The 19,669-nt window shown below is 61.3% G+C and carries 18 protein-coding genes and 2 tRNA genes; 11 read left to right on the top strand and 9 right to left on the bottom strand.

The features are described from left to right. Positions 1-238 precede the first annotated feature (238 nt). The gene (locus WFJ47_RS10075) at positions 239-865 is read right to left on the bottom strand and encodes a preprotein translocase subunit YajC (RefSeq protein WP_336762742.1); all 627 of its coding nucleotides are present in this window, start codon (positions 863-865) and stop codon (positions 239-241) included. Positions 866-1,152: 287 nt separating this feature from the next. On the opposite strand from WFJ47_RS10075, the gene WFJ47_RS10070 reads away from it, so the two are divergent. After that, positions 1,153-3,327: a TonB-dependent receptor gene (locus tag WFJ47_RS10070; RefSeq protein ID WP_336762740.1), complete on the top strand. Its 2,175-nt coding sequence runs from the start codon at positions 1,153-1,155 to the stop codon at positions 3,325-3,327. Here the strand turns inward: WFJ47_RS10070 and WFJ47_RS10065 are convergent. Continuing rightward, positions 3,300-4,379: a lysophospholipid acyltransferase family protein gene (locus WFJ47_RS10065; protein WP_408868647.1), complete on the bottom strand. Its 1,080-nt coding sequence runs from the start codon at positions 4,377-4,379 to the stop codon at positions 3,300-3,302. The genes WFJ47_RS10070 and WFJ47_RS10065 overlap by 28 nt on opposite strands. 285 nt (positions 4,380-4,664) lie before the next feature. Between WFJ47_RS10065 and WFJ47_RS10060 the strand changes: the two genes are divergently transcribed. Then, positions 4,665-5,234 carry an HdeD family acid-resistance protein gene (locus tag WFJ47_RS10060; RefSeq protein ID WP_336762736.1) on the top strand — a complete coding sequence of 190 codons (570 nt, stop codon included), beginning with the start codon at positions 4,665-4,667 and terminating at the stop codon, positions 5,232-5,234. Between the two features lie 97 nt (positions 5,235-5,331). Here WFJ47_RS10060 and trpA read toward each other — a convergent pair whose 3' ends face one another. Together trpA and trpB are read right to left on the bottom strand one after the other, a co-directional pair. Beyond that, positions 5,332-6,147, bottom strand: coding sequence for a tryptophan synthase subunit alpha (trpA, locus tag WFJ47_RS10055; RefSeq protein ID WP_336762734.1), 816 nt, complete (start codon positions 6,145-6,147; stop codon positions 5,332-5,334). Beyond that, positions 6,144-7,370: a tryptophan synthase subunit beta gene (trpB, locus tag WFJ47_RS10050; RefSeq protein ID WP_336762733.1), complete on the bottom strand. Its 1,227-nt coding sequence runs from the start codon at positions 7,368-7,370 to the stop codon at positions 6,144-6,146. The genes trpA and trpB overlap by 4 nt, the downstream gene beginning before the upstream one ends. A 125-nt stretch (positions 7,371-7,495) precedes the next feature. On the opposite strand from trpB, the gene WFJ47_RS10045 reads away from it, so the two are divergent. The 3 genes from WFJ47_RS10045 (at position 7,496) to rho (ending at position 10,545) form a co-directional block, all read left to right on the top strand. Beyond that, positions 7,496-8,482 (top strand): magnesium transporter CorA family protein, encoded by a 987-nt coding sequence (locus WFJ47_RS10045; RefSeq protein WP_336762731.1) that lies wholly within the window; start codon positions 7,496-7,498, stop codon positions 8,480-8,482. Continuing rightward, the gene (locus WFJ47_RS10040; RefSeq protein WP_336762730.1) at positions 8,479-9,006 is read left to right on the top strand and encodes a hypothetical protein; all 528 of its coding nucleotides are present in this window, start codon (positions 8,479-8,481) and stop codon (positions 9,004-9,006) included. The genes WFJ47_RS10045 and WFJ47_RS10040 overlap by 4 nt, the downstream gene beginning before the upstream one ends. Before the next feature lie 243 nt (positions 9,007-9,249). Continuing rightward, positions 9,250-10,545, top strand: coding sequence for a transcription termination factor Rho (gene rho, locus WFJ47_RS10035; RefSeq protein ID WP_127099532.1), 1,296 nt, complete (start codon positions 9,250-9,252; stop codon positions 10,543-10,545). A gap of 401 nt (positions 10,546-10,946) precedes the next feature. On the opposite strand, the gene WFJ47_RS10030 is transcribed toward rho, so the two are convergent. Further along, the gene (locus WFJ47_RS10030) at positions 10,947-11,396 is read right to left on the bottom strand and encodes a methylated-DNA--[protein]-cysteine S-methyltransferase (protein WP_336762729.1); all 450 of its coding nucleotides are present in this window, start codon (positions 11,394-11,396) and stop codon (positions 10,947-10,949) included. A 13-nt stretch (positions 11,397-11,409) separates the two neighbouring features. Between WFJ47_RS10030 and mnmE the strand changes: the two genes are divergently transcribed. The 6 genes from mnmE to WFJ47_RS10000 all read left to right on the top strand — a co-directional run bounded on the left by mnmE (position 11,410) and on the right by WFJ47_RS10000 (position 17,003). After that, positions 11,410-12,714: a tRNA uridine-5-carboxymethylaminomethyl(34) synthesis GTPase MnmE gene (gene mnmE, locus WFJ47_RS10025; protein WP_336762728.1), complete on the top strand. Its 1,305-nt coding sequence runs from the start codon at positions 11,410-11,412 to the stop codon at positions 12,712-12,714. A gap of 7 nt (positions 12,715-12,721) precedes the next feature. Continuing rightward, the gene (mnmG, locus tag WFJ47_RS10020; protein ID WP_336762727.1) at positions 12,722-14,578 is read left to right on the top strand and encodes a tRNA uridine-5-carboxymethylaminomethyl(34) synthesis enzyme MnmG; all 1,857 of its coding nucleotides are present in this window, start codon (positions 12,722-12,724) and stop codon (positions 14,576-14,578) included. Next, complete coding sequence (gene rsmG, locus WFJ47_RS10015; protein ID WP_127099524.1) at positions 14,575-15,156, top strand: 16S rRNA (guanine(527)-N(7))-methyltransferase RsmG; 582 nt, start codon at positions 14,575-14,577, stop codon at positions 15,154-15,156. Before mnmG ends, rsmG begins: the two co-directional genes overlap by 4 nt. After that, complete coding sequence (locus tag WFJ47_RS10010; protein WP_336762723.1) at positions 15,146-15,958, top strand: ParA family protein; 813 nt, start codon at positions 15,146-15,148, stop codon at positions 15,956-15,958. The genes rsmG and WFJ47_RS10010 overlap by 11 nt, the downstream gene beginning before the upstream one ends. After that, on the top strand, positions 15,955-16,836 hold the full coding sequence (locus WFJ47_RS10005) for a ParB/RepB/Spo0J family partition protein (RefSeq protein ID WP_127099520.1): 882 nt from the start codon (positions 15,955-15,957) through the stop codon (positions 16,834-16,836). The genes WFJ47_RS10010 and WFJ47_RS10005 overlap by 4 nt, the downstream gene beginning before the upstream one ends. 91 nt (positions 16,837-16,927) lie before the next feature. After that, a tRNA-Lys gene (locus WFJ47_RS10000) sits at positions 16,928-17,003 on the top strand. A gap of 416 nt (positions 17,004-17,419) precedes the next feature. On the opposite strand, the gene WFJ47_RS09995 is transcribed toward WFJ47_RS10000, so the two are convergent. From WFJ47_RS09995 to WFJ47_RS09980, 4 genes are all read right to left on the bottom strand, one after another. Beyond that, positions 17,420-17,494 (bottom strand) — tRNA-Gln (locus WFJ47_RS09995). Between the two features lie 47 nt (positions 17,495-17,541). Next, complete coding sequence (locus tag WFJ47_RS09990) at positions 17,542-18,180, bottom strand: TetR family transcriptional regulator (protein ID WP_336762721.1); 639 nt, start codon at positions 18,178-18,180, stop codon at positions 17,542-17,544. 87 nt (positions 18,181-18,267) lie between these two features. Next, positions 18,268-19,062, bottom strand: coding sequence for a pyrroline-5-carboxylate reductase (proC, locus tag WFJ47_RS09985; RefSeq protein ID WP_336762718.1), 795 nt, complete (start codon positions 19,060-19,062; stop codon positions 18,268-18,270). Further along, entirely contained in the window at positions 19,059-19,565 is a 507-nt protein-coding gene (locus WFJ47_RS09980; RefSeq protein ID WP_127099516.1) for a YbjN domain-containing protein, read from the bottom strand. Before WFJ47_RS09980 ends, proC begins: the two co-directional genes overlap by 4 nt. Positions 19,566-19,669: the final 104 nt, after the last annotated feature.

The following is a 19,669-nucleotide window of genomic DNA, read 5'->3' as shown; positions in this document are numbered from 1 at the left end:
TGCGGGGCTTTGCCCCGTACCTCGCCAGAGGACAGTCGTCCCTTGAGAACCTGATTGAGGTAAGCGGGGATCGAAGGGGCCTGTCCCTTCGCGGGTGCAGGGCAGCGCCCTGTAAGAACGGCCATGCGCGGGGCTCTGCCCCGCACCCCGCCAGAGGACAGTCGTCCTCTGGACACTTGTTTGGAGGAACCGGGGATCGGAGCCCCATAGGGGCAGGGCAGAGCCCTGCGTTCTGCCCTCAGTGACTCGCGGGTTGCGTGCCCTGGCCTTCTGTTACCGATACGGCACCATTGACGGTACGGTTCAGAACTGAGAACGAGACGGCATCCATCGTGGTTACATCGACCTCGTCACCCATTTTCAGCGTGCTGAGCAGGGGGAACAGGGCTTTCTGCGTGATCGTCACGGTGCGCGTGATGTCCGAATGGTCCACGAACGTCACCTTGTGAGCGGCGGCATCGACGGCGATGACGCGGACCCGCTGGCGCTGGAACGAGATCAGCGTGCCATGGGGGTGGCGCTTCGCATAGCCTTTGGCCGAGGAGACGGTCGACTCGGGCAGGGGGGAGTCGGGCTTGGCGATATCGGCGGCCATGGTCTGGAAGAATCGCATCGAGATACGATCGCCGGCGTCGAGATGCGGCAGATCCTTCGCGCCTTTGGGGATGGTAATCGTGAGCAGGCTGCCCTTCTTGTCGCGGAGCAGAACCGAGCGGGCTTCGGGATCGACGCTTTCTACGGTCGCCGTCATGCTCTGATTGCCGGTGATTACCGCCTGGGCTGAGGCCGGGTGGGCGGAAAGGGTGAATGCTGGCGCCGTCAGAAGAAGGGCAGTCAATGCGGGGCGCAGCAAACGACGGGTCATGCGCGTTGTCCTCGAAACCATGGGAGCGTTCTTGTCCTTCTTGGGTGTCAGCCGGGCCACAATGTCCGGTTGTTCCGTCTCCGTGGCATGAGAGACAGACCTTGTCAGGCTGCCCTATGTTCCCCCTCCTGAAAAGGGGGGCGCTCGAAACCATATCGCGACTGCCATGCATTCTCTCGATGGCTCATGTTCCTGCGATCTCTATAAGGGGACGGCTCAAGCCTGACGCGACTGGGCGCAGGCTACAGGGGGGTGACATCTCGCCCGTTTTGCTGTGGAAACGAAGCATGACCTGTCGCTCTCATGATCGCTCCCGGCGTTACAGCCTCGTCGTATCCGCGCTGCTTTTCTTCCCGGTCCGGTCATGGGGGGCTCCCTTGCCTGGGCAACCCGCTGCGCGCCAGGTGGAAGAGGTTCGGGTCAAGGGACGACAGGCGGCAGGAATGGCTGCAGAGTACGGCAGGCACGATGCGGCGCTCGGCCCGCTCGGGACACGCTCATTGCTCGAAACGCCGTTTTCGGTCATGGCAGTGCCGCACGACGTGATCGTGAACCAGCAATCGCGCAACGCGAATGACCTTGCCCAGTATCTGCCCTCGGTACAGCTCGAAATGCGGGGCGACCCCAATACCAGCCGCCCGCAGTCGCGCGGCTTTGAAGCCGATGTCATCGCGAATTCGCGCATGGACGGGCTGAACATGGTGATCACGACCCCTTATGCGGCGGAGATGTTCGACTCTCTTCAGGTGCTCAACGGGCTTTCCGGCGCGCTTTACGGGCCGCAAAACCCGGCGGGGACTTTCGACTATACGCTCAGCCGTCCAACCGATCAGAGGCGCGAGCATCTGGTTTTCGGGGTGGACTCGACCGGAGCGCCGCTTGAATCGCTCGATGCTTCCGGTCGGGCTGGACGCGGCAAATGGTTCGGCTACCGGGTGACGATGCTCAACCAGTCCGGCGCGACCTATGCGCCCGGGACCCATTTGCGACGCGGATTGATTGCCGGGGCCTTTGATCTCAGGCTTGACGAGAAGACCCGCATACAGGTGGATGCCAGTCAGTACAGCTATGCCCAGCGCGGTTATGCGGGAGGGTTCTCCTATGCCACCGGCATTGCGTTGCCATCGGCGCCCGATCTCTCAAAGCGCGGCTATGGTCAGGATTTTGCCGGTTATAACGCGGCGACCAATACGGTGCTTGCGAAGGTCATTCACCAATTCAACGCTGACTGGTCACTGAGTTTGGGCGGCCTGTATCAGGATGCCTGGCGCAATGTATTTGGGGTGACCAATCAACTGACGGACTCGCTTGGCCATTATCGCAGCACGATTGCGGCGGCCGCGACCGCGAATGATTTCAAGGCATGGTCGAACACGGCCTATCTTAATGGGGCGTTCAGGACGGGTCCGTTCGCGCATCAGGTGGTGCTGGGCTCGAACGGGTACAGCATGGGTAATTATAATCCCACGCAAGGGGCGAGCCAGGTTCTGGGCACGGCCCGGGTCGGGGCGCCGCTCGTGTTCAGGGGGAGTCAGCCCTATTTCTCCGGGCGGTATCAATCGGCATTCCTTCAGACGCAATCCTTGATGGCAGGCGATACGATTGCGCTGACGAAGCAGGTCTCGGTCATGGGAACGTTGGCCTGGAGCTGGCTTGATACGACGAGTGCGAACAAGGCAGGGGTGAGAACGGCTGCCTATGACGCTTCGGCGGTTTTTACCCCAATGGTGAGCCTGATCTACAAGCTCGACGACCGGACGAGTTTCTACGGGACCTGGGGGCGTTCCGTACAGGTCGGGCCTGTGGCGCCTGCCTCAAGCGCCAATGCCAATGAGGTGCTCGCACCGCTGCGTTCAGAGGAATATGAACTCGGAGCCAAGTACCGGCCGGTTCCCGGCCTAATGCTCAGCGCAGCGGGTTTTCGTATGACGCGTGGCTATGCGTTCACTGATCCGTCGAGCGCGCTGTATCGTGAGGCGGGGCAGCAGCGCAATTATGGGGTTGAGGGCCAGATTGCCGGTCGGGTTCTGAAATCTGTGAGTATGATTGGTGGGATAACCTGGCTGGATGCCCAGGTGGGGGAGACAGGATCTGCGCTGACATCGCATAAGCAGGTGGTCGGGGTGGCACCCGTGCAGGTCAGTCTGCTGCTTGATTATCATCCGGACTGGATGCGGGGCGGGGCGGTCAATGCCAGTGTGCACCATGTCGGCAGGCGGGCTGCCGACAATGAGAATCGCCAGTTTGCGGCAGCCTTCACGACGCTTGATCTGGGTGCACGCTACGGCTTTCATCTTTACCGTGTTCCGATGGTTCTGCGCTTTGGCGTGAGCAATGTCACGGATGCCCGATATTGGGCATCTGTCTATCCGAGTTCGTCCGATGGCGGAGCGGGGGCCACGAATTCGGCCGTTGCCGGACTCCCCCGGACTTATCACGCCACGACAGAAATCGATTTCTGATTGGCTGCAGCGGCCTTGTCTCTGTGTCGCAGAGGGTGCCAGCCCTCTACCGACTCGTCATTCTGGCGCAGAGCCGCTGCGCCATGGGCAACAGCAGTCCAGGCGGCATTGGCCAGAGCCTTGCGACTGGGAAAGTCCTCGGGGGCGAGTGGCGCATGGAGCAGAATGGTCGCACGCTTGCTGCGCTTCTTCAGAAACTGCCAGACATGCGGCCCCAGATCCATGTCCCCGTACCAGGCGAATATGGCGCGCCTTGTGCGGTTTACAGGCAGGCCTTCAAGCCGATCATACACGAGCGAGATCGGTTGAATGAGGGGCGTCAGTCCGGGAGGGTAGCTCGGCATGTCGATAGGTGGCGCGTTTTTGGGCAGGCGCGGCAATTTGGCTATGGCGAAGAAGGTGGACATGAAGGGGAGCACGCGTGACCCGTCCGATGACGTCCCTTCGGGAAAGAGAATGAGGTTATCGCCGGTTGCGAGCCGTGTGATCATCTGGTCGCGCTCGCGCCCGGTGGTGCTGCGATTGCGGCTGACAAAAATCGTGCGCCCGATCTTGGAAACGAGTCCCATGATGGGCCACCGCTCGATATCGCCCTTGGCGACGAAAACCGAGTAGATCTTGGTGCCTAGAACGGGAATATCGAGCCACGACGAGTGATTGGCGACATAGATCACCGGGCGCTCCCCACGGTCGCGACCTTTTTGCCCGCCGACAGTGCCGACGGGGTGACCGATTACCTTGATGTCGAGATCCAGTAATCTGCAGAGCACACCCCAGATGACCCTGGTCCAGCGGATCTTGAGGACGCCCGGAATAGGGAGGAGCAGGGCTTCAAAACCAACCGAGAGCGGCACCCAGATGATGACGCCAACCAGACGCGTTGCAGCGTTGAGGAATTCGACCTTGCGACCCCAGAAACCGGGTTTTGCCGTTTCGTGCAAGGAAGGAAGGACCTGTTTGGTATGAGCACGCATCTCAGGCCTCGATGAGGGGGTTGTGCCTCGTCGGGACAGAAATCCGGCGCGCCGGTTTGGGACGTGATCTGCGCTCATGACCCGATCAATACTGTCAGGAATCAATTGTGACAATCGTTCGGGACAATCTGTTGGCAGGGCGAACTGATCAGAACTGGATTTTTGTGCGCAGCATCGTGTGAGCTGGGTCGCGATCTGCGCCGCGAATTCCAGATCCCCTCGGTGTTTCACGTGAAACAACCCACTTGATCAGCCCGAAAGACTCACGGAATGGGGGCAGGATAACATAATGTTCACAAGCCTCCCATGCGCCCGCAGGACCTCGTGACGCGTAGTGACTGACAAAGAGAGGAAAGCAACAACATGTCTGGTTTTGGCAATATTCCCGGTCTGCCGCCCATCGATCCGCAACTCAAGCCCAACTGGTTTATCGGTATCGGGATTGTGCTGATCGTGCTCGGCGCCTTCGCCTTTCTTGATACGGTGGTCACGACCCTCGCCAGTATCGTGGTCATCGGCATGCTGCTGATCTTTTCGGGCGTCGCTTATCTGGCCCAGAGTTTTGCTCATCGTGACGTACCGGGATCGCGTTTCTGGATCACGGCGCTGATGGGATTTCTCTATGTGTTGGGGGGTATTCTGTTGATCCAGGAGCCTGAGACCGGCTCTCTGTTTCTGACCGCGTTTCTGGCGGGTTGCCTCATGGCATCAGGTGTGATGCGCGGGCTCTGGGCGGCTGGACATCGCCATGTCGCCAATTGGTGGACCATGGTTCTGAGCGCCGTTGTCGCATTGCTGACCGGCATTTTCATCTTCGTGACCCTGCCCTGGTCGGGGCTGTGGCTTATCGGTACCTTCATTGCCATCGAACTGATCTTTGGCGGTCTCTCGGCTCTCTCATTCGGGCTGTCGCTCAAGCGCAACGGGCGCTGAGAAGAGCGGGGCGTCACGCTCTGACGCCCATAAAAAGGGCCGCACCGGGTGATCTCCGGGCGGCCCTTTTTCATTCATGCGATCCTCGAAGGCCTGCTTATCGTGCCTGCACGGCGTTAGCGATCTCAGCCAGTTGGCCGAGAACCTTTGGAACGGTCATGGCTGTCGCCTTGCCGTCCTCCAGTGTGGTCGCCAGTGTAGCGATCAGAGCTGACGCTACGACGGCGGCATCGCCCACCGAGGCGGCCTGCGCTGCCTGTTCCGGGGTGCGAATGCCAAAACCGATCGCGACCGGCAAGGGGCTGACGGCGCGCAGGCGCGGCAGGGCTGCAGCCAGTTCATCGGCGCTGGCCGTTCGTGTGCCGGTAATGCCGGTGATGCTCACATAATAAATGAATCCGGAAGCGTCATCGAGAAGCAGGGAAAGGCGTGAATCCGGGGTGTTGGGTGCCACGAGCTGGATGATGTCGAGCCCGCATCGCTGCGCATCCTCAGCCAGGAGGTCGCTTTCCTCCTTGGGGAGGTCGACGATGATCAGCCCGTCCACACCGGCCTCGGCAGCATCGGTGCAGAAACGGGCAGGACCATAGCTGTCGATCGGGTTGAGATAGCCCATGAGAATGATGGGGGTCTCGTTATCGTTCTTGCGAAAGGCGCGTACCATGTCGAGAACGCCAGCCAGAGTGGCGCCGGCCTTCAGGCCGCGCAGGGCGGCCTGCTGGATGGTGGGGCCATCGGCTGAGGGGTCGGAGAAGGGGACACCGATTTCGATCAGATCGGCCCCCGCCGCGGGCATGCCTTTCAGCAGGGCGAGCGAGGTTTCGAGGTCGGGGTCGAAGGCTTGCAGATAAGGAATGAGCGCACCCCGCGACTGGGCCTTGAGCGCTTCGAAACGGGCCTTGATACGACTCACAGTGATACTCCCAGATGCTCGGCGACGGTGAAGATATCCTTGTCTCCGCGGCCCGACAGATTGAGCACGATGATCTGATCCGCGGCCATGTCTGGCGCGATCTTCATCACATGCGCCAGGCCATGGGCGCATTCGAGAGCGGGGATGATGCCTTCGGTGCGGGTCAGGAGTTGAAAGGCGTCGAGCGCCTCCTTGTCTGTCACGCCCACATATTCCACGCGGCCGATATCGTTCAGCCAGGAATGCTCGGGCCCGATGCCCGGATAGTCGAGCCCTGCGCTGATGGAATGCGCCTCGGCAATCTGGCCGAACTCATCCTGAAGAAGATAGGTGCGGTTGCCATGAAGCACGCCCGAGCGGCCGCGGGAGATCGAGGCCGCCGTAAAGCCACTATCGAGCCCATGACCTGCCGCCTCGACGCCGATCATGCGCACGGACTCATCATCGAGAAAGGGGTGGAACAGGCCCATGGCATTGGAGCCGCCGCCGATAGCGGCCACCAGCACGTCCGGGAGGCGATTTTCGACCGCCATCACCTGCTCGCGCGTCTCGATGCCGATAATCGACTGGAAGTCCCGCACCATCTCCGGATAGGGATGCGGACCCGCGACGGTGCCCACGAGGAAATAGGTGTCATGCACATTGGCTACCCAATCGCGCATGGCCTCGTTCATGGCGTCCTTGAGTGTGCCGGAGCCTGCCGTGACGGGATGCACTTCAGCACCGAGCAGATGCATGCGAAACACATTGGGCTTTTGCCGTTCGACATCGACCGCACCCATGTAGATGGTGCACTTCATGCCGAACAAGGCGCAGACCGTAGCCGTCGCCACGCCATGCTGGCCTGCCCCGGTCTCCGCTACGATGCGCGTCTTGCCCATGCGGCGCGCCAGCAGAATCTGGCCCATCACGTTGTTGAGCTTGTGCGAACCGGTGTGGTTGAGCTCTTCGCGCTTGAGGTAGATCTTCGCCCCCCCAAGTGCCTCGCCCAGACGCTTCGCATGCCAGAGCGGGCTGGGACGTCCCACATAATCGCGGAAGTAGTAATCGAGCTCGCGCCGGAACTCAGGGTCGGCCTTGGCGGCCTGATAGGCTTCTGCCAGATCCTGCACCAGCGGCATGAGCGTTTCCGCCACGAACTGGCCGCCGAAGCTGCCGAAGCGACCACGCTGGTCGGGGCCGTTGCGCAGGCTGTTGAGACGGGACGGAACTTCAGAACTCATGGGGCATCTCCTGTCCGGGGCATGGATCGACATGGCGAGCGGGTTTCTGCGATACCAGAGGGGCGGCATGACGTCCATTCCCGACCCGCAGGGGAGAAGCACCCCGCGAGGGGAAGGAAATCACGATGTTTCTTGCGCATCCGGTGGGGCGCCCCGTTCATGAAATTCTGGCCGCCGATGATGCTCAGGATGTCGCCTGGCTGGATCTTGTCGACCCGACGGAGGACGAGATACGCCTCGCCGAGGCCGTGAGTGGAATCTCGCTTCCGCGTCGTGAAGCGCTCGAGGAAATCGAGAGTTCGTCCCGCCACTACCGCAAGGGGGATGTGATCTATCTGTCCACACCGCTCGTGCGGATGATCAATGATGCCCTGACCGCCTATCCTGTAGGTATGGTTGTATCCGAGCGCTGGTTCATTACCCTGCGCTATGCAAACTACACGGCCTTCGAAACCATGAGTCGCGATCTCGCGGCCAATGATGTCGATTTTGCATTATCCGATGTGCCGGAGCTGGTCATCCATCTGCTGGAAACCGTGGTGAACCGACTGGCGGATATTCTCGAAAGCGCCGGTCATACCCTGGCCACCATCTCCCGCACGGTTTTCACCAGTACGCGTCCAAGGCGCCATGTGCGTAATGTCGATGTGCTTCGCCAGACCCTGCGCGAGCTGGGGGCAAGCGGTGATCTGACATCGTCGATACGCGAGAGCCTGCTCGGGGTGGATCGCATCGGCATGTATCTGGGCGATGCGCGGTATTTCGAGTTCCGTGATACGCTTCAGGCGCGTCTGCGCATTCTCGGGCGTGACGTGGCCTCACTGAATGATTACGTGGCGCAGATGACGGTGAAGGTACAATTTCTGCTCGATGCGACGCTGGGCTTCATCAGTATCGATCAGAATGATGGCATGAAGCTGCTGACGGTGGTCAGTTTCGTCGGGATCACGCCTACGCTGCTTGCCGGTATTTACGGCATGAATTTCAAGATCATGCCGGAACTCGAGTGGCATTACGGCTATTTCTATGCGTTATGCCTGATGCTTGCCTCGGTGCTTCTGCCTCTGTTCATTTTCTGGCGCCGCGGATGGTTTGGAGATCGTTCAAAGTGAACCGGCTCGTTCTTTCTCTCTCCCTTCTCTCCTTCACCTGTGTCGCTTCCCAGGCTCTGGCGCGTCCTGCGCCCCAGCCTGATACGCAACAGGCACAGGCCGTGCTGGATCGCCTCGCTACGGAGCCGCTCCGTTACGAGGGGGGCAGCGCCTTCCCGCTCGGATTTCGTCAGGCTCCGGGCTATGCAGGCAGGCAGCCCACCCGCGTGCTGATTGGCTATCATCTGGAAGGCGCGACGCTAAGGGGGGAGTTCATTGCGCTTGATGCCGATAACCGCCCCCTCCAGGCTGCACCGCTTTCCGGCAAGCTGACCCAGGCGCCGCAGGGTCCGGGGCCGGTCCCCTGCCAGATCGATATTGCCCTGCCAACGCCGCTCCATCTGGAGGGGCAGTGTGCGCCCAATCTGATTTCCGGTGCCTATGCCGAGCATGTGCCAGCATCGCCGCTGCTGTTCCTGATCCCGGGTTTGGCCGAAACGGGCGCGACTACAGGGCAATATATGATGAAGCCCTGGCGCGGTTGAGAGGGCCTTGCCGCGGTATAGATCGGGACTATTGACAGAAACCGTTATTTCTTATTAGATTGGGACGCAAGAGCCGTACGTTTTCCGTACGCTGCGGCCTTTCTCAAGACCTTTCGTCTTCGCTCATCGTCGGGCCCGTTCTGCGGCCCATCTGACGGGGCATTCTTTCGCGACCGATCATCTGTCACGGATACGGCTTCCGTCTCCCCGGCAGTAGACTATAGCCCATCTAAGGCGCTTTTCATGCATCTTGCTGAACTCAAGAAAAAAACCCCTGCCGATCTGCTGGCCTATGCTGAAGAGCTGCAGATCGAAAACGCATCGTCGATGCGCAAGCAGGACATCATGTTCGCCATTCTCAAGACCCTGGCGGATAATGAGCAGGCCATTTACGGCGAAGGCACTCTGGAGATCCTGCCAGACGGCTTCGGCTTTCTTCGTTCGCCTGAAGCCAATTACCTCCCTGGCCCTGACGATATCTATATCTCCCCCGCTCAGGTGCGTCGTTTCGGGCTGCGCCCAGGTGACACGGTTGAGGGTCAGATTCGCGCCCCGCGCGATGGCGAGCGCTACTTCTCGCTGCTCAAGGTCAACTCGATCAACTTTGAAGAACCGGACTCGGTTCGTCAGCGCATCAACTTCGACAATCTGACGCCGCTCTATCCCGAGCGTCGCCTGCGTATGGAAGTCGAGCAGGTTGGTGCACCAGAGCCTCAGCCAACCGGCAAGGGCAAGAAGGATCAGCGCGATTATACACCGCGCGTGATCGATCTCGTGGCCCCCATCGGCATGGGCCAGCGCGCCCTGATCGTGGCCCCGCCGCGCACCGGTAAGACCGTGATGCTGCAAAGCATCGCCTCGTCGATCTCCGCCAACCATCCCGATGTGTTCCTGATCGTTCTTCTGATCGATGAGCGCCCCGAGGAAGTGACGGACATGGCCCGCTCGGTACGCGGCGAGGTCGTGTCCTCCACCTTCGATGAGCCCGCGACCCGCCACGTGCAGGTAACTGAAATGGTGCTCGAAAAGGCCAAGCGCCTGGTCGAGCACAAGCGTGACGTCGTGATCCTGCTCGACTCGATCACCCGTCTGGCGCGCGCTTACAACACTGTTGTCCCTTCGTCGGGCAAGGTGCTGACCGGCGGTGTGGATGCCAATGCCCTGCAGCGCCCCAAGCGCTTCTTCGGCGCGGCACGTAACATTGAGGAGGGCGGTTCGCTCACCATCATCGCCACCGCGCTCATCGACACGGGCAGCCGTATGGACGAGGTGATCTTCGAAGAGTTCAAGGGCACGGGTAACTCCGAACTCATCCTCGATCGCAAGCTGGCTGACAAGCGTACCTTCCCCGCCATCGACATCACCAAATCGGGTACGCGTAAGGAAGAGCTCCTTGTGGATCGCGCCTCGCTCTCGAAGATGTGGGTGCTGCGTCGCATCCTCTCGCCCATGGGCACGATGGACGCGATGGACTTCCTGCTCGACAAGTTGAAATACAGCAAGACGAACCAGGACTTCTTCGACGCCATGAACAACTGATCCGCTTTCCGGATCATGAAAAACCGCCGGAGGCCCACGCTTCCGGCGGTTTTTTTATGGGCCGATCTCGATGATGGAGGTCGTCTTCATGGGGCTCCGCCCCATACCCCGCCAAAGGACGGTCGTCCTTTGGAAACCTGTTTGACTAAACCGGGATGAAAGGGGCGCGCCCCTTTCCGAGGAGCGGGGTAGCGCCCCGCGAAGGCCCCCACTGCAAGAACCTCCCTCAAGGGGCTCCGCCCCATACCCTGCAAAAGGACAGTCGACCTTTGTAAACCTGTTCGACTAAACCGGGATGAAAGGGGCGCGCCCCTTTCCGGGGAGCGGGGCAGCGCCCCGCAGAGGCTCCCCGCTGCAAGAACCTCCCTTTATGGGGCTGCCCCCCGCAGAACCTCTCCGGTTTATGAGAGCGTGACGCCTTCCAGTTTCAGGAGATAGCGCTTGTCGTCTAGGCCGCCTTCGCCTGAATAGCCGCCCAGATGGGTCTTGCCGAGAACGCGGTGGCAGGGGATCAGGATGGGGATGGGGTTGTGGGCCATGGCGCCCCCAATGGAGCGGGCCGAGCCTCCGGCTTTGGCAGCGAGGTCGGCATAGCTGATCGTCTGGCCGTAGGGCACATCGCGCAGGGCGGCCCAGACGGCCTTGCGATAGGGGGTGCCCCAAGGGGCGAGGGGCAGATCGAAACTTTCCGCTTCGCCGTCGAAATAGCGTTCCAGCATCGTGTGGGCGCGAGTAAGAAGGGGCGTCTTTTCCTGATCGCGGCCCCATCCCCAGTCGAGGGCAACAATAGCGCCCTCGTCTTCACTAAGGGTCAGGGGGCCGAGGGGAGAATGAAAAGAGAGCTGGGGCATAGAAGGAATTCACATGGTTGACGCGACGGAAAGCCGGGCGGGACGCAAGGGTGAGGTAATCTTCGCTCTGGCGACGGGTGCCGGGCGGGCGGCGATCGCCATCATGCGCGCAAGTGGCCCCGGCGCTCAAGAGGTGCTTGCAGCCCTGTGCGGTGGACGGGTGCCACAACCGCGTCATGCGGGGCTTCGTGCCCTGCATCACGAGGGTGAGCATCTGGACGATGCAATGGTGCTTTGGCTGCCTGGACCGCGCTCCTATACCGGGGAGGATGGGTTCGAGTTGCATCTTCATGCGGGTCCGGCCGTCATCGATCGTGTGGCGCTGGCGCTGACCGCGCTGGGGGCGCGACCGGCCGAGGCAGGTGAGTTCACGCGGCGAGCGGTTCAGGCCGGGAGGCTCGACCTGCTTCAGGCTGAAGCGATTGCCGATCTGGTAGAGGCCGAGAGTGACAGCCAGCGTCAACAGGCGCTGGCGCAGGCGGATGGCGCGTTGAGCCGCGTTTATGAGGGATGGAGTGAAACGCTCAAGACCTTGCTCGCCCATCAGGAAGCGCTGATCGATTTTCCGGATGAAGATCTGCCGGAAGAGGTCGAGCACGCCCTGACGCGTCGGCTCGATGCATTGCGCGATGCCTTGCAGGCACATCTGTCTGACAAGCGGGGTGAGATTGTGCGTCGAGGCCTGACGGTGGTGATCGCGGGCGCGCCCAATGTGGGCAAGTCGAGCCTGCTGAACCATCTCGCGGGGTATGACGCGGCGATCGTCACGCATCGCGCCGGGACCACGCGTGACGTAATCGCCATCGACTGGCTGTTTCACGGGGTGCGCCTGCGTCTGGTCGATACGGCGGGGCTGCGGGAGACTGAGGATGAGATCGAGGCCGAAGGCATCAAGCGTGCGATGTTTCACGTGGAACATGCCGACCTCGTCGTGCATGTCATGGCGGGAGAGGGCGAAGCCCCTCTCAGAGCGGACGCTTTATTGATCGGCAACAAGACCGATGTGAGCCCGGCGCCGGAGGGTACGCTGGGGCTCAGCGTTAAGACGGGCGAGGGGATGCCCGCCTTCGAGGCGGCCCTGGCCGCGCGCATCAAGACCCTCGTCTCCGGCGTGGGGGCGCCGCTTACGCGCGCGCGCCATCGCGCAGGTATCGAGGAGGCCCTGTTTCATCTCGACCAGGCGCGTCAGGCATCCTGGCCGGAAGTGCGGGGAGAAGCGCTGCGTCTGGCCATGCGGGCGCTGGGCCGCCTGACGGGACAAGTTGATGTCGAGTCCTTGCTGGATGTGATATTCGGACAATTCTGTATTGGAAAATGAGGCGCGTGTGAGCGAGTTTGATGTTGTCGTCATCGGTGGGGGGCATGCGGGAAGCGAGGCGGCAGCCGCCTCGGCACGTTTTGGCGCGCGGACACTCCTGCTGACCCAGAAGCCGGAAATGATCGGGGCCATGTCGTGCAACCCGGCCATCGGAGGCATAGGCAAGGGACATCTGGTGCGTGAAATCGACGCACTCGATGGACTGATGGGGCGCGCCGCTGATCGTGCCGGGATTCACTTCAAGCTCTTGAATCGCTCGAAAGGTCCGGCGGTCCATGGGCCTCGGGCCCAGGCAGACCGATATCTTTACCGCAATGCCATTCAGGCGCTTCTGGCCGAAACGCCGAACCTTGCCATCGAGGCGGGTGAAGTGGCCGATCTCGTGGTTGAAGACAAGCGCGTCACTGGCGTGGTATGTGCCGATGGGCGTGTCATTCGTTGTGGGGCCGTGGTCGTCACCAGCGGGACGTTCCTGCGGGGCGTGATCCATATCGGGCACAGACAGGAACAGGCCGGGCGTATCGGTGAGCGACCGGCAGCGCTTTTGGGTGCGCGTCTGGAAGCGCTCGGGCTGCGTATGGGGCGTCTCAAGACGGGGACACCAGCCCGATTGGCGCGTGAGAGCATAGACTGGGAGTCGCTGGCAGAGGACAAGGGTGATGCGCTGCCCGAGCCGTTCAGTCGCCTCACGCAGCGCATCACCACCGAGCAGGTCTCGTGCCGCATCACGAGCACGACGCCAGAGACGCATCGGATCATCCGCGACAATCTGGCGCTCTCCGCGCTTTATGGGGGCGCGATTGCCGGGAAAGGACCGCGCTATTGCCCGTCGATCGAGGACAAGATCGTGCGTTTCGGCGAGAAGGAGGGGCATCAGATCTTCCTCGAGCCCGAGGGTCTGCTGGGTAATCCCGGCGGTGATCTGGTCTATCCGAACGGCATCTCGACGAGCCTTCCTGCCGACATCCAGGCGATGATGATCGCCTCGATTCCGGGGCTCGAGAAAGCGCGGATCGTGACGCCGGGTTATGCGGTCGAATATGACTATGTCGATCCACGTGAACTGTCGCCGAGCCTGGCGCTGAACGCGCTGGCCGGGTTGTATCTGGCCGGTCAGATCAACGGTACCACCGGTTATGAGGAGGCAGGCGCCCAAGGCTTGCTGGCAGGGTTGAATGCCGCGCGCTTTACAGCGGGGAGCGCGCCGCTCGTGCTTGGGCGCGATCAGGCCTATCTCGGCGTGATGCTGGATGACCTGACCTTGCAGGGTGTTTCCGAGCCTTATCGCATGTTTACCTCGCGCGCCGAGTATCGCCTGAGCCTGCGGGCCGATAATGCCGATTTGCGTCTCACGGGGATTGGTGTGGCGATGGGCTGCGTTGGCGCCGAGCGTGCGGCAAAACTCGATCAGGATCAGACGGCGATCGAGCGCGCCATGGATCAGGCACGCGAGGCACTTCACGCACCTCAGGATTTGGCGGCGCAGGGTATCACGGTATCGCAGGACGGGCGACGTCGCTCGCTTCTGGATGTGCTGGCTGGTCAGGCCGATGAGTCAGCGGCGTGCAGATTGGCCCCCTGGTTTGGCACGCTGCCATTGCGTATTCGTCGCCATGTCGAGACAGAGGCGCGCTATGGCGGTTATCTTCAGCGTCAGGAGCGCGAGATCAGGCAGCTGGCCAATGAAGCACAAATTGCCCTTCCGTCCGACCTTGACTACGCGCGGATTGGGGGACTGAGCAGCGAGATGAAAGAACGCCTGTCTCTCGCAAGGCCTGAGAATTTCGCAGCAGCTCAGCGCGTCCCGGGTGTGACGCCTGCCGCCATGATTGCCTTGCTGGCGCATGTGAGGGCTGCGGCATGAGTGCGGTTTCACGTGAAACAAGAGAACGGCTGGAGGTTTTTGCAGCGCTTCTGGAGAAATGGAACGCCCGCATTAATCTGGTCAGCCCCCGTGACATGCCCCATCTCTGGGAGCGGCATATCGAGGATTCTCTGCGCCTCGTTCCTTTTATCGCCCAGGGAGCAAGGGTGATCGATCTCGGGTCGGGCGGCGGATTTCCGGCGCTCATGATTGGTATCGCCTGCGATGCCGAGATGGTGATGGTCGAATCCGATCAGCGCAAATGTGCTTTTCTGCGCGAGGCAGCACGCGCCTGTGGCGTAAGGGCGCAGGTGGTGCCCAAACGCATCGAGCAGGCCGAGGTGCCGCCAGCCGCCTACGTGACCGCGCGTGCTCTGGCCTCGCTTTCACAATTGCTGGAATGGAGCACGCCCTTTCTGCTTCCGGAGGGAAAAGCCCTGTTTCTCAAGGGAAAAAATCTGCCTGACGAGTTGACCGAAGCCGAGCGGTGCTGGCACATGCAGCACAGAATTCTGGACAATCGCGCCGCCTCAGGGGGCGCCATCATCGAGATAAGCGATATCAAACGTGTCGAATAACGACACGGGCAAGAAGGCCCGTATTCTCGCCGTCACCAACCAGAAGGGGGGTGTGGGCAAGACCACAACAGCAATCAATCTGGCCGCAGCGCTTGCCAGCTCGCAGCGCGTCCTGCTGGTCGATATCGACCCGCAGGGGAATGCGTCGACCGGTCTGGGGGTCGATTACAATGCCCGTCAGATCGGTAGCTATGCCGCCCTGATGCAGGAGGCCCCGCCCGAGAAACTGCCGCGCCCGACCGGGATGGCGAATCTCGACATCATCGTGGCGAATACCGATCTGGCCGGGGCGGAACTCGAACTGATTGGCAGCGACCGGCGCGAATTCCGTATCCGTGACGCGCTCGAGGCGCTCTCGGATCGGTATGACGTTATCCTGATCGATTGCCCGCCCAGCCTTGGTCTGCTGACGCTGAACGCGCTGGTTGCTTCAGATGCGGTATTGATCCCGCTGCAATGCGAGTTCTTCGCGCTCGAGGGGATCAGCCAGATTGTCCGTACGGTCGATCGCGTGCGTCGCGCCTTCAATGCGGATCTGCATGTCGCGGGGATTATCCTGACCATGTATGACCGACGCAACAATCTGTCCGAGCTGGTTGCGGCAGATGCGCGCAATTTCTTTGGCGAGCAGGTGCTCGACACGCTGATCCCACGCAATATCAAGATTTCCGAGGCGCAGAGCCATGGGTACTCGGTTCTCGAGTATGACCGTCGCAGCAGCGGGGCGCAGGCCTATCTGGCTCTCGCGCAGGAAGTGGCAGCCCGCCTAGGCATTGCCCATCAGGAAGGGATCTCATCATGAGCAAGAAACCGGCGCCTCGCCTGGGCCGTGGTCTCGCCGCCCTTCTGGGGGATCAGGCCATTGAACTGCCGCGTACCCCCGGCCCGTCTCACGAAGCTGCCCCTAATCCGTCCCTGCTCGGGGTCGATCTTCTGGCGCCTGGACCGTTCCAGCCCCGTGTCGATATGGATGAGGGGCGGCTGAACGAACTCGCAGATTCGATCCGCAGTCGGGGGGTGTTGCAGCCTATCCTCGTGCGTCCGGATCCGGAGCAGAAGGGGCGCTATCAGATTATCGCAGGCGAGCGGCGCTGGCGCGCCTCGCAACGCGCGGGGCTGCATGAAGTCCCTGTGCATGTGCGGATGCTTGATGACGCCGATGCCATGGCCGCCGCCCTTGTCGAGAATTTGCAGCGCGCCGATCTGAACGCGATCGAAGAAGCAGAGGGACTTCAGCGGCTTCTGACCGATTATGCTCTGACGCAGGAAGAGCTTGCCGGGGCGGTGGGCAAGTCGCGCCCGCATATCGGCAATATCCTGCGTCTGTTGAACCTGCCGGAGGCCGTGCGCCAGAAAGTGCGCGACGGGCTGCTGAGTGCCGGTCATGCACGCGCTCTTCTGGCCCATCCTGACCCCTGCGCGGCGGCGGATATCGTGATCGCCCGTGGTCTGAACGTGCGTCAGACGGAAGCCCTGGCCCGTCAAACGCCCAGGACGGAGCAGGAAGAGGCCAAGCCGCCGCGAGACAACGAGCTCGTGCGCCTGGAGCGTGATCTGGCAACGCGGCTGGGTCTCAAGGTGAAGATCGAGTTCAACGGCAAGGGTGGTTCGCTGCGTCTGGATTATCGCAGTCTCGATCAGTTCGATACGCTTATGCGTCTGCTTTCGCCCGAGAAATAGAGGATTTGATTACGTATGCGGAATAGTGCATTTTTCCTCTTGATGCCTGTTCCGCCTCTTGTTAGAAGCCCTCTCACCGGAGCGGGGCTATGGGCACATAGCTCAGTTGGTAGAGCAGCTGACTCTTAATCAGCGGGTCCAAGGTTCGAGCCCTTGTGTGCCCACCATTGCCCCGCCGGTACCCTTCCTGAAAGTCCGAATGAGATTACGCTTCTTGCGCCGTGCCCTGCGCGAGTCGCCTGATTGGGGCCGCCTGTGTGTCGCGAACGCGCGACGCGTCGACGGGGAGGCTTGGTCGGCAAGTTTCCTGTGGTACTCCTCTCCGCCGATATGGGAGGGCGCGAACGCAGTTGATCATACTCCCTTCATGGGAGGTAGACTTGACCGTCGCCGAGTGCTCAACGATGCGCTCTGACGCTCTGACGCTCTGACGCTCTGACGCTCTGACGCTCTGACGCTCTGACGCGCAGCCTAGACTTTTCACGGCCACAGTGTGAGGCCAAGCCACGTAAAAGCCCGTAGCAAACGGGACAAGGCCGTACAGGGGAACGGAGGTCGTCTGATTTTTAGGAAAACGATGCGCTGGCTGGGATGGGAGGGATCGAACCTCCGAATGGCGGAATCAAAATCCGCTGCCTTACCGCTTGGCTACATCCCATCGCGCTGAGGGGCTTTTTAGTCTGCAAGCTGGCAGACGTAAAGCCATTATGTTTCGAGTTCGAGCGGATGATCTGCAATGCCCGTGCGGCTCTCGGCCTCTTCCATCAGGCGGCCCGACGAGGGCTTGAGCGCGCCATAGCGTTCTGCCTTGTCCAGAGCCTGATCGAGCGCCGCCATGGTCTGGGAGAGATCGGCGCTTTCATCCCTTTCCCAGGCGCGCAGGGCAAATCCCCATACGCCTGCCAGGGCATTCAGTCTGATCGTGCCAGAAAAGCCGCTGCATTCCACGCCCGCGACCTCTGCCATCCAGCGCATGGTGTCGAGCGTGGCGGCGCCCAGAAGCAGCGTCAGTGCCGGGTCTGTCGGCAGGGCCTGCAAGACGGCCCGGATTCCCTCGCGATATTGCTGGAACACATCGAAGCGTCGCATGAACAGATCGAAGACGCGTTCGCGCACCGAGCCGCTCAGCCCGTCATCGCGGAAGGCCGATTCATCGGCCAGACGGCCAAGGCGGAACAGGAAGCTGTGACGGAAGGGAAAGCGGGCGCGAACTTCATCGATGGGCAAGCTCGCGCGCTGAGCGGCCTCGACCAGAGAGAAACGCTGCCAGCCCTTTTCTGCGGCGAGGCCGAAGCCTGCCTCCAGCAAAGCCAGATCAAATTCCTCGCGATCGATATCCGTCATAAAACCGTTCCTGTCATTCTGGGCGCGATAATACCCTATGGGCGTGTCGTGACAATCGAATGACAGGAATATGGCAGGGTTTTCAACTCAGGAGGCCATTTCCCGTGACCGCTTCATGGCATTGTCGATGGCCTCACTCATGGTGGCCGGCCAGGCATGCGGCGCCATGAGGACTTCAAGCGCCTTGGCCGTAACACCGTTGGGGCTCGTCACGTTCTTGCGCAGCGTTTCACTCTCCTCACCGGAGGCAGCAAGAAGCGCTCCCGCGCCCGAAACGGTGCCGCGCGCAATCAGCCGTGCCGTCTCGGGGGGTAACCCGACGCGTAGCGCTTCTTTCTCCAGCAACTCGGCCAGCAGGAATACATAGGCTGGCCCGCAACCCGAGATCGGTGTGAGCGCCTCGAGCTGTTCCTCGTTGTCCACCCAGGCGACATCGCCCACAGCAGAGAGCAGACTTGTGCACAGGGCGCGCTGGGCGTCATCCAGATCAGAACTGCAAACGCCGGTGACGCCCTTGCCAATGGCGGCCGGGGTGTTGGGCATGGCGCGCACGATGCGGCTTTGGGTGTCTCCGCATGCAGCACGAAGACTTTCGACCGTTCTGGCCGCCAGCATCGAAATCACGATAGCACCGTCCAGAACGGGGCGAAGCGACGCGAGGGCCTCTTCCATACCTGCCGGCTTGACGGCCAGGATGATGATAGCCGGTTTGAAATCGCTCGGAATTTCACCGGCGGTGCGCACGACACGATGCGGGGCAGGAGGGGCATCGCAACGGCGGTCAAGGATGATGGAGGGGGCAAGCCCCTGCTCCAGCCATCCCTGCCACAAGGCGCCGCCCATCTTGCCACAGCCAACCAGCAGAAGAGAGGGCAGGCTCACGCTTCACCTGCACAATCGAGCATGGCGGCTTCCAGCGCTTCAGCGGGGGATTTGCCACTCCAGAGGGTGAACTGGAACGCGGGATAGAACCGCTCGCATTCCGTAATGGCGATATCGATCATGTCTTCCATGCTTTCTGCGGCAAGGCTTGTTGCGCCGCGCAGCAGAACGGAATGCCGAAAGACCGGTGTTCCCGTCTCGAGGTCGAGGCTGAAATGCCCGATCCAGAGGCGTTCATTGGCAAGCGCAATCAGTTCGTACAGGGCCTTGCGGCGATTGGCGGGAGCCCGCAGGTCGAAGGTGCAGGTGAAGTTCATGGCGGCAATCTCGCGCGACCACGAAAAATAGAGTCCGTAATCGCACCATTTGCCCGGTGCTTCGGCCGCCATTTCCGAATCGGTCCGGCGGTCGAACGCCCAGTCATGGCCGCAGACGATCTGCTCCATGACGTCGAGCGGGTTGGTATCCTGATGCGAGGAGGAGGAGAAGGATAGAGCAGGCATTCGGGACTCCCTGGGCCGGTGATGCGCGTGGCTTGGCGACGCGTATCAGGATGTCTGCAACGATATGAAAATCCGCGGTTATCGGCGCCGCGAATCGTCATATC

The organism is Asaia sp. VD9 (genome assembly GCF_037150015.1).
In the GTDB taxonomy this organism is placed as follows: Bacteria; Pseudomonadota; Alphaproteobacteria; order Acetobacterales; family Acetobacteraceae; genus Asaia.
Note: the sequence above shows the minus strand (reverse complement) of the source record. Positions and strands in the feature narration are given on the sequence as shown.

Bases quoted from the DNA above. Each gene is read 5' to 3' on its own strand.
- WFJ47_RS10075 (WP_336762742.1), bottom strand. From the start codon at position 865: ATGACCCGTCGTTTGCTGCGCCCCGCATTGACTGCCCTTCTTCTGACG.
- WFJ47_RS10070 (WP_336762740.1), top strand. From the start codon at position 1,153: ATGACCTGTCGCTCTCATGATCGCTCCCGGCGTTACAGCCTCGTCGTA.
- WFJ47_RS10065 (WP_408868647.1), bottom strand. From the start codon at position 4,379: ATGAGCGCAGATCACGTCCCAAACCGGCGCGCCGGATTTCTGTCCCGA.
- WFJ47_RS10060 (WP_336762736.1), top strand. From the start codon at position 4,665: ATGTCTGGTTTTGGCAATATTCCCGGTCTGCCGCCCATCGATCCGCAA.
- trpB (WP_336762733.1), bottom strand. From the start codon at position 7,370: ATGAGTTCTGAAGTTCCGTCCCGTCTCAACAGCCTGCGCAACGGCCCC.
- WFJ47_RS10045 (WP_336762731.1), top strand. From the start codon at position 7,496: ATGTTTCTTGCGCATCCGGTGGGGCGCCCCGTTCATGAAATTCTGGCC.
- rho (WP_127099532.1), top strand. From the start codon at position 9,250: ATGCATCTTGCTGAACTCAAGAAAAAAACCCCTGCCGATCTGCTGGCC.
- WFJ47_RS10030 (WP_336762729.1), bottom strand. From the start codon at position 11,396: ATGCCCCAGCTCTCTTTTCATTCTCCCCTCGGCCCCCTGACCCTTAGT.
- mnmE (WP_336762728.1), top strand. From the start codon at position 11,410: ATGGTTGACGCGACGGAAAGCCGGGCGGGACGCAAGGGTGAGGTAATC.
- rsmG (WP_127099524.1), top strand. From the start codon at position 14,575: ATGAGTGCGGTTTCACGTGAAACAAGAGAACGGCTGGAGGTTTTTGCA.
- WFJ47_RS10005 (WP_127099520.1), top strand. From the start codon at position 15,955: ATGAGCAAGAAACCGGCGCCTCGCCTGGGCCGTGGTCTCGCCGCCCTT.
- WFJ47_RS09990 (WP_336762721.1), bottom strand. From the start codon at position 18,180: ATGACGGATATCGATCGCGAGGAATTTGATCTGGCTTTGCTGGAGGCA.
- WFJ47_RS09980 (WP_127099516.1), bottom strand. From the start codon at position 19,565: ATGCCTGCTCTATCCTTCTCCTCCTCCTCGCATCAGGATACCAACCCG.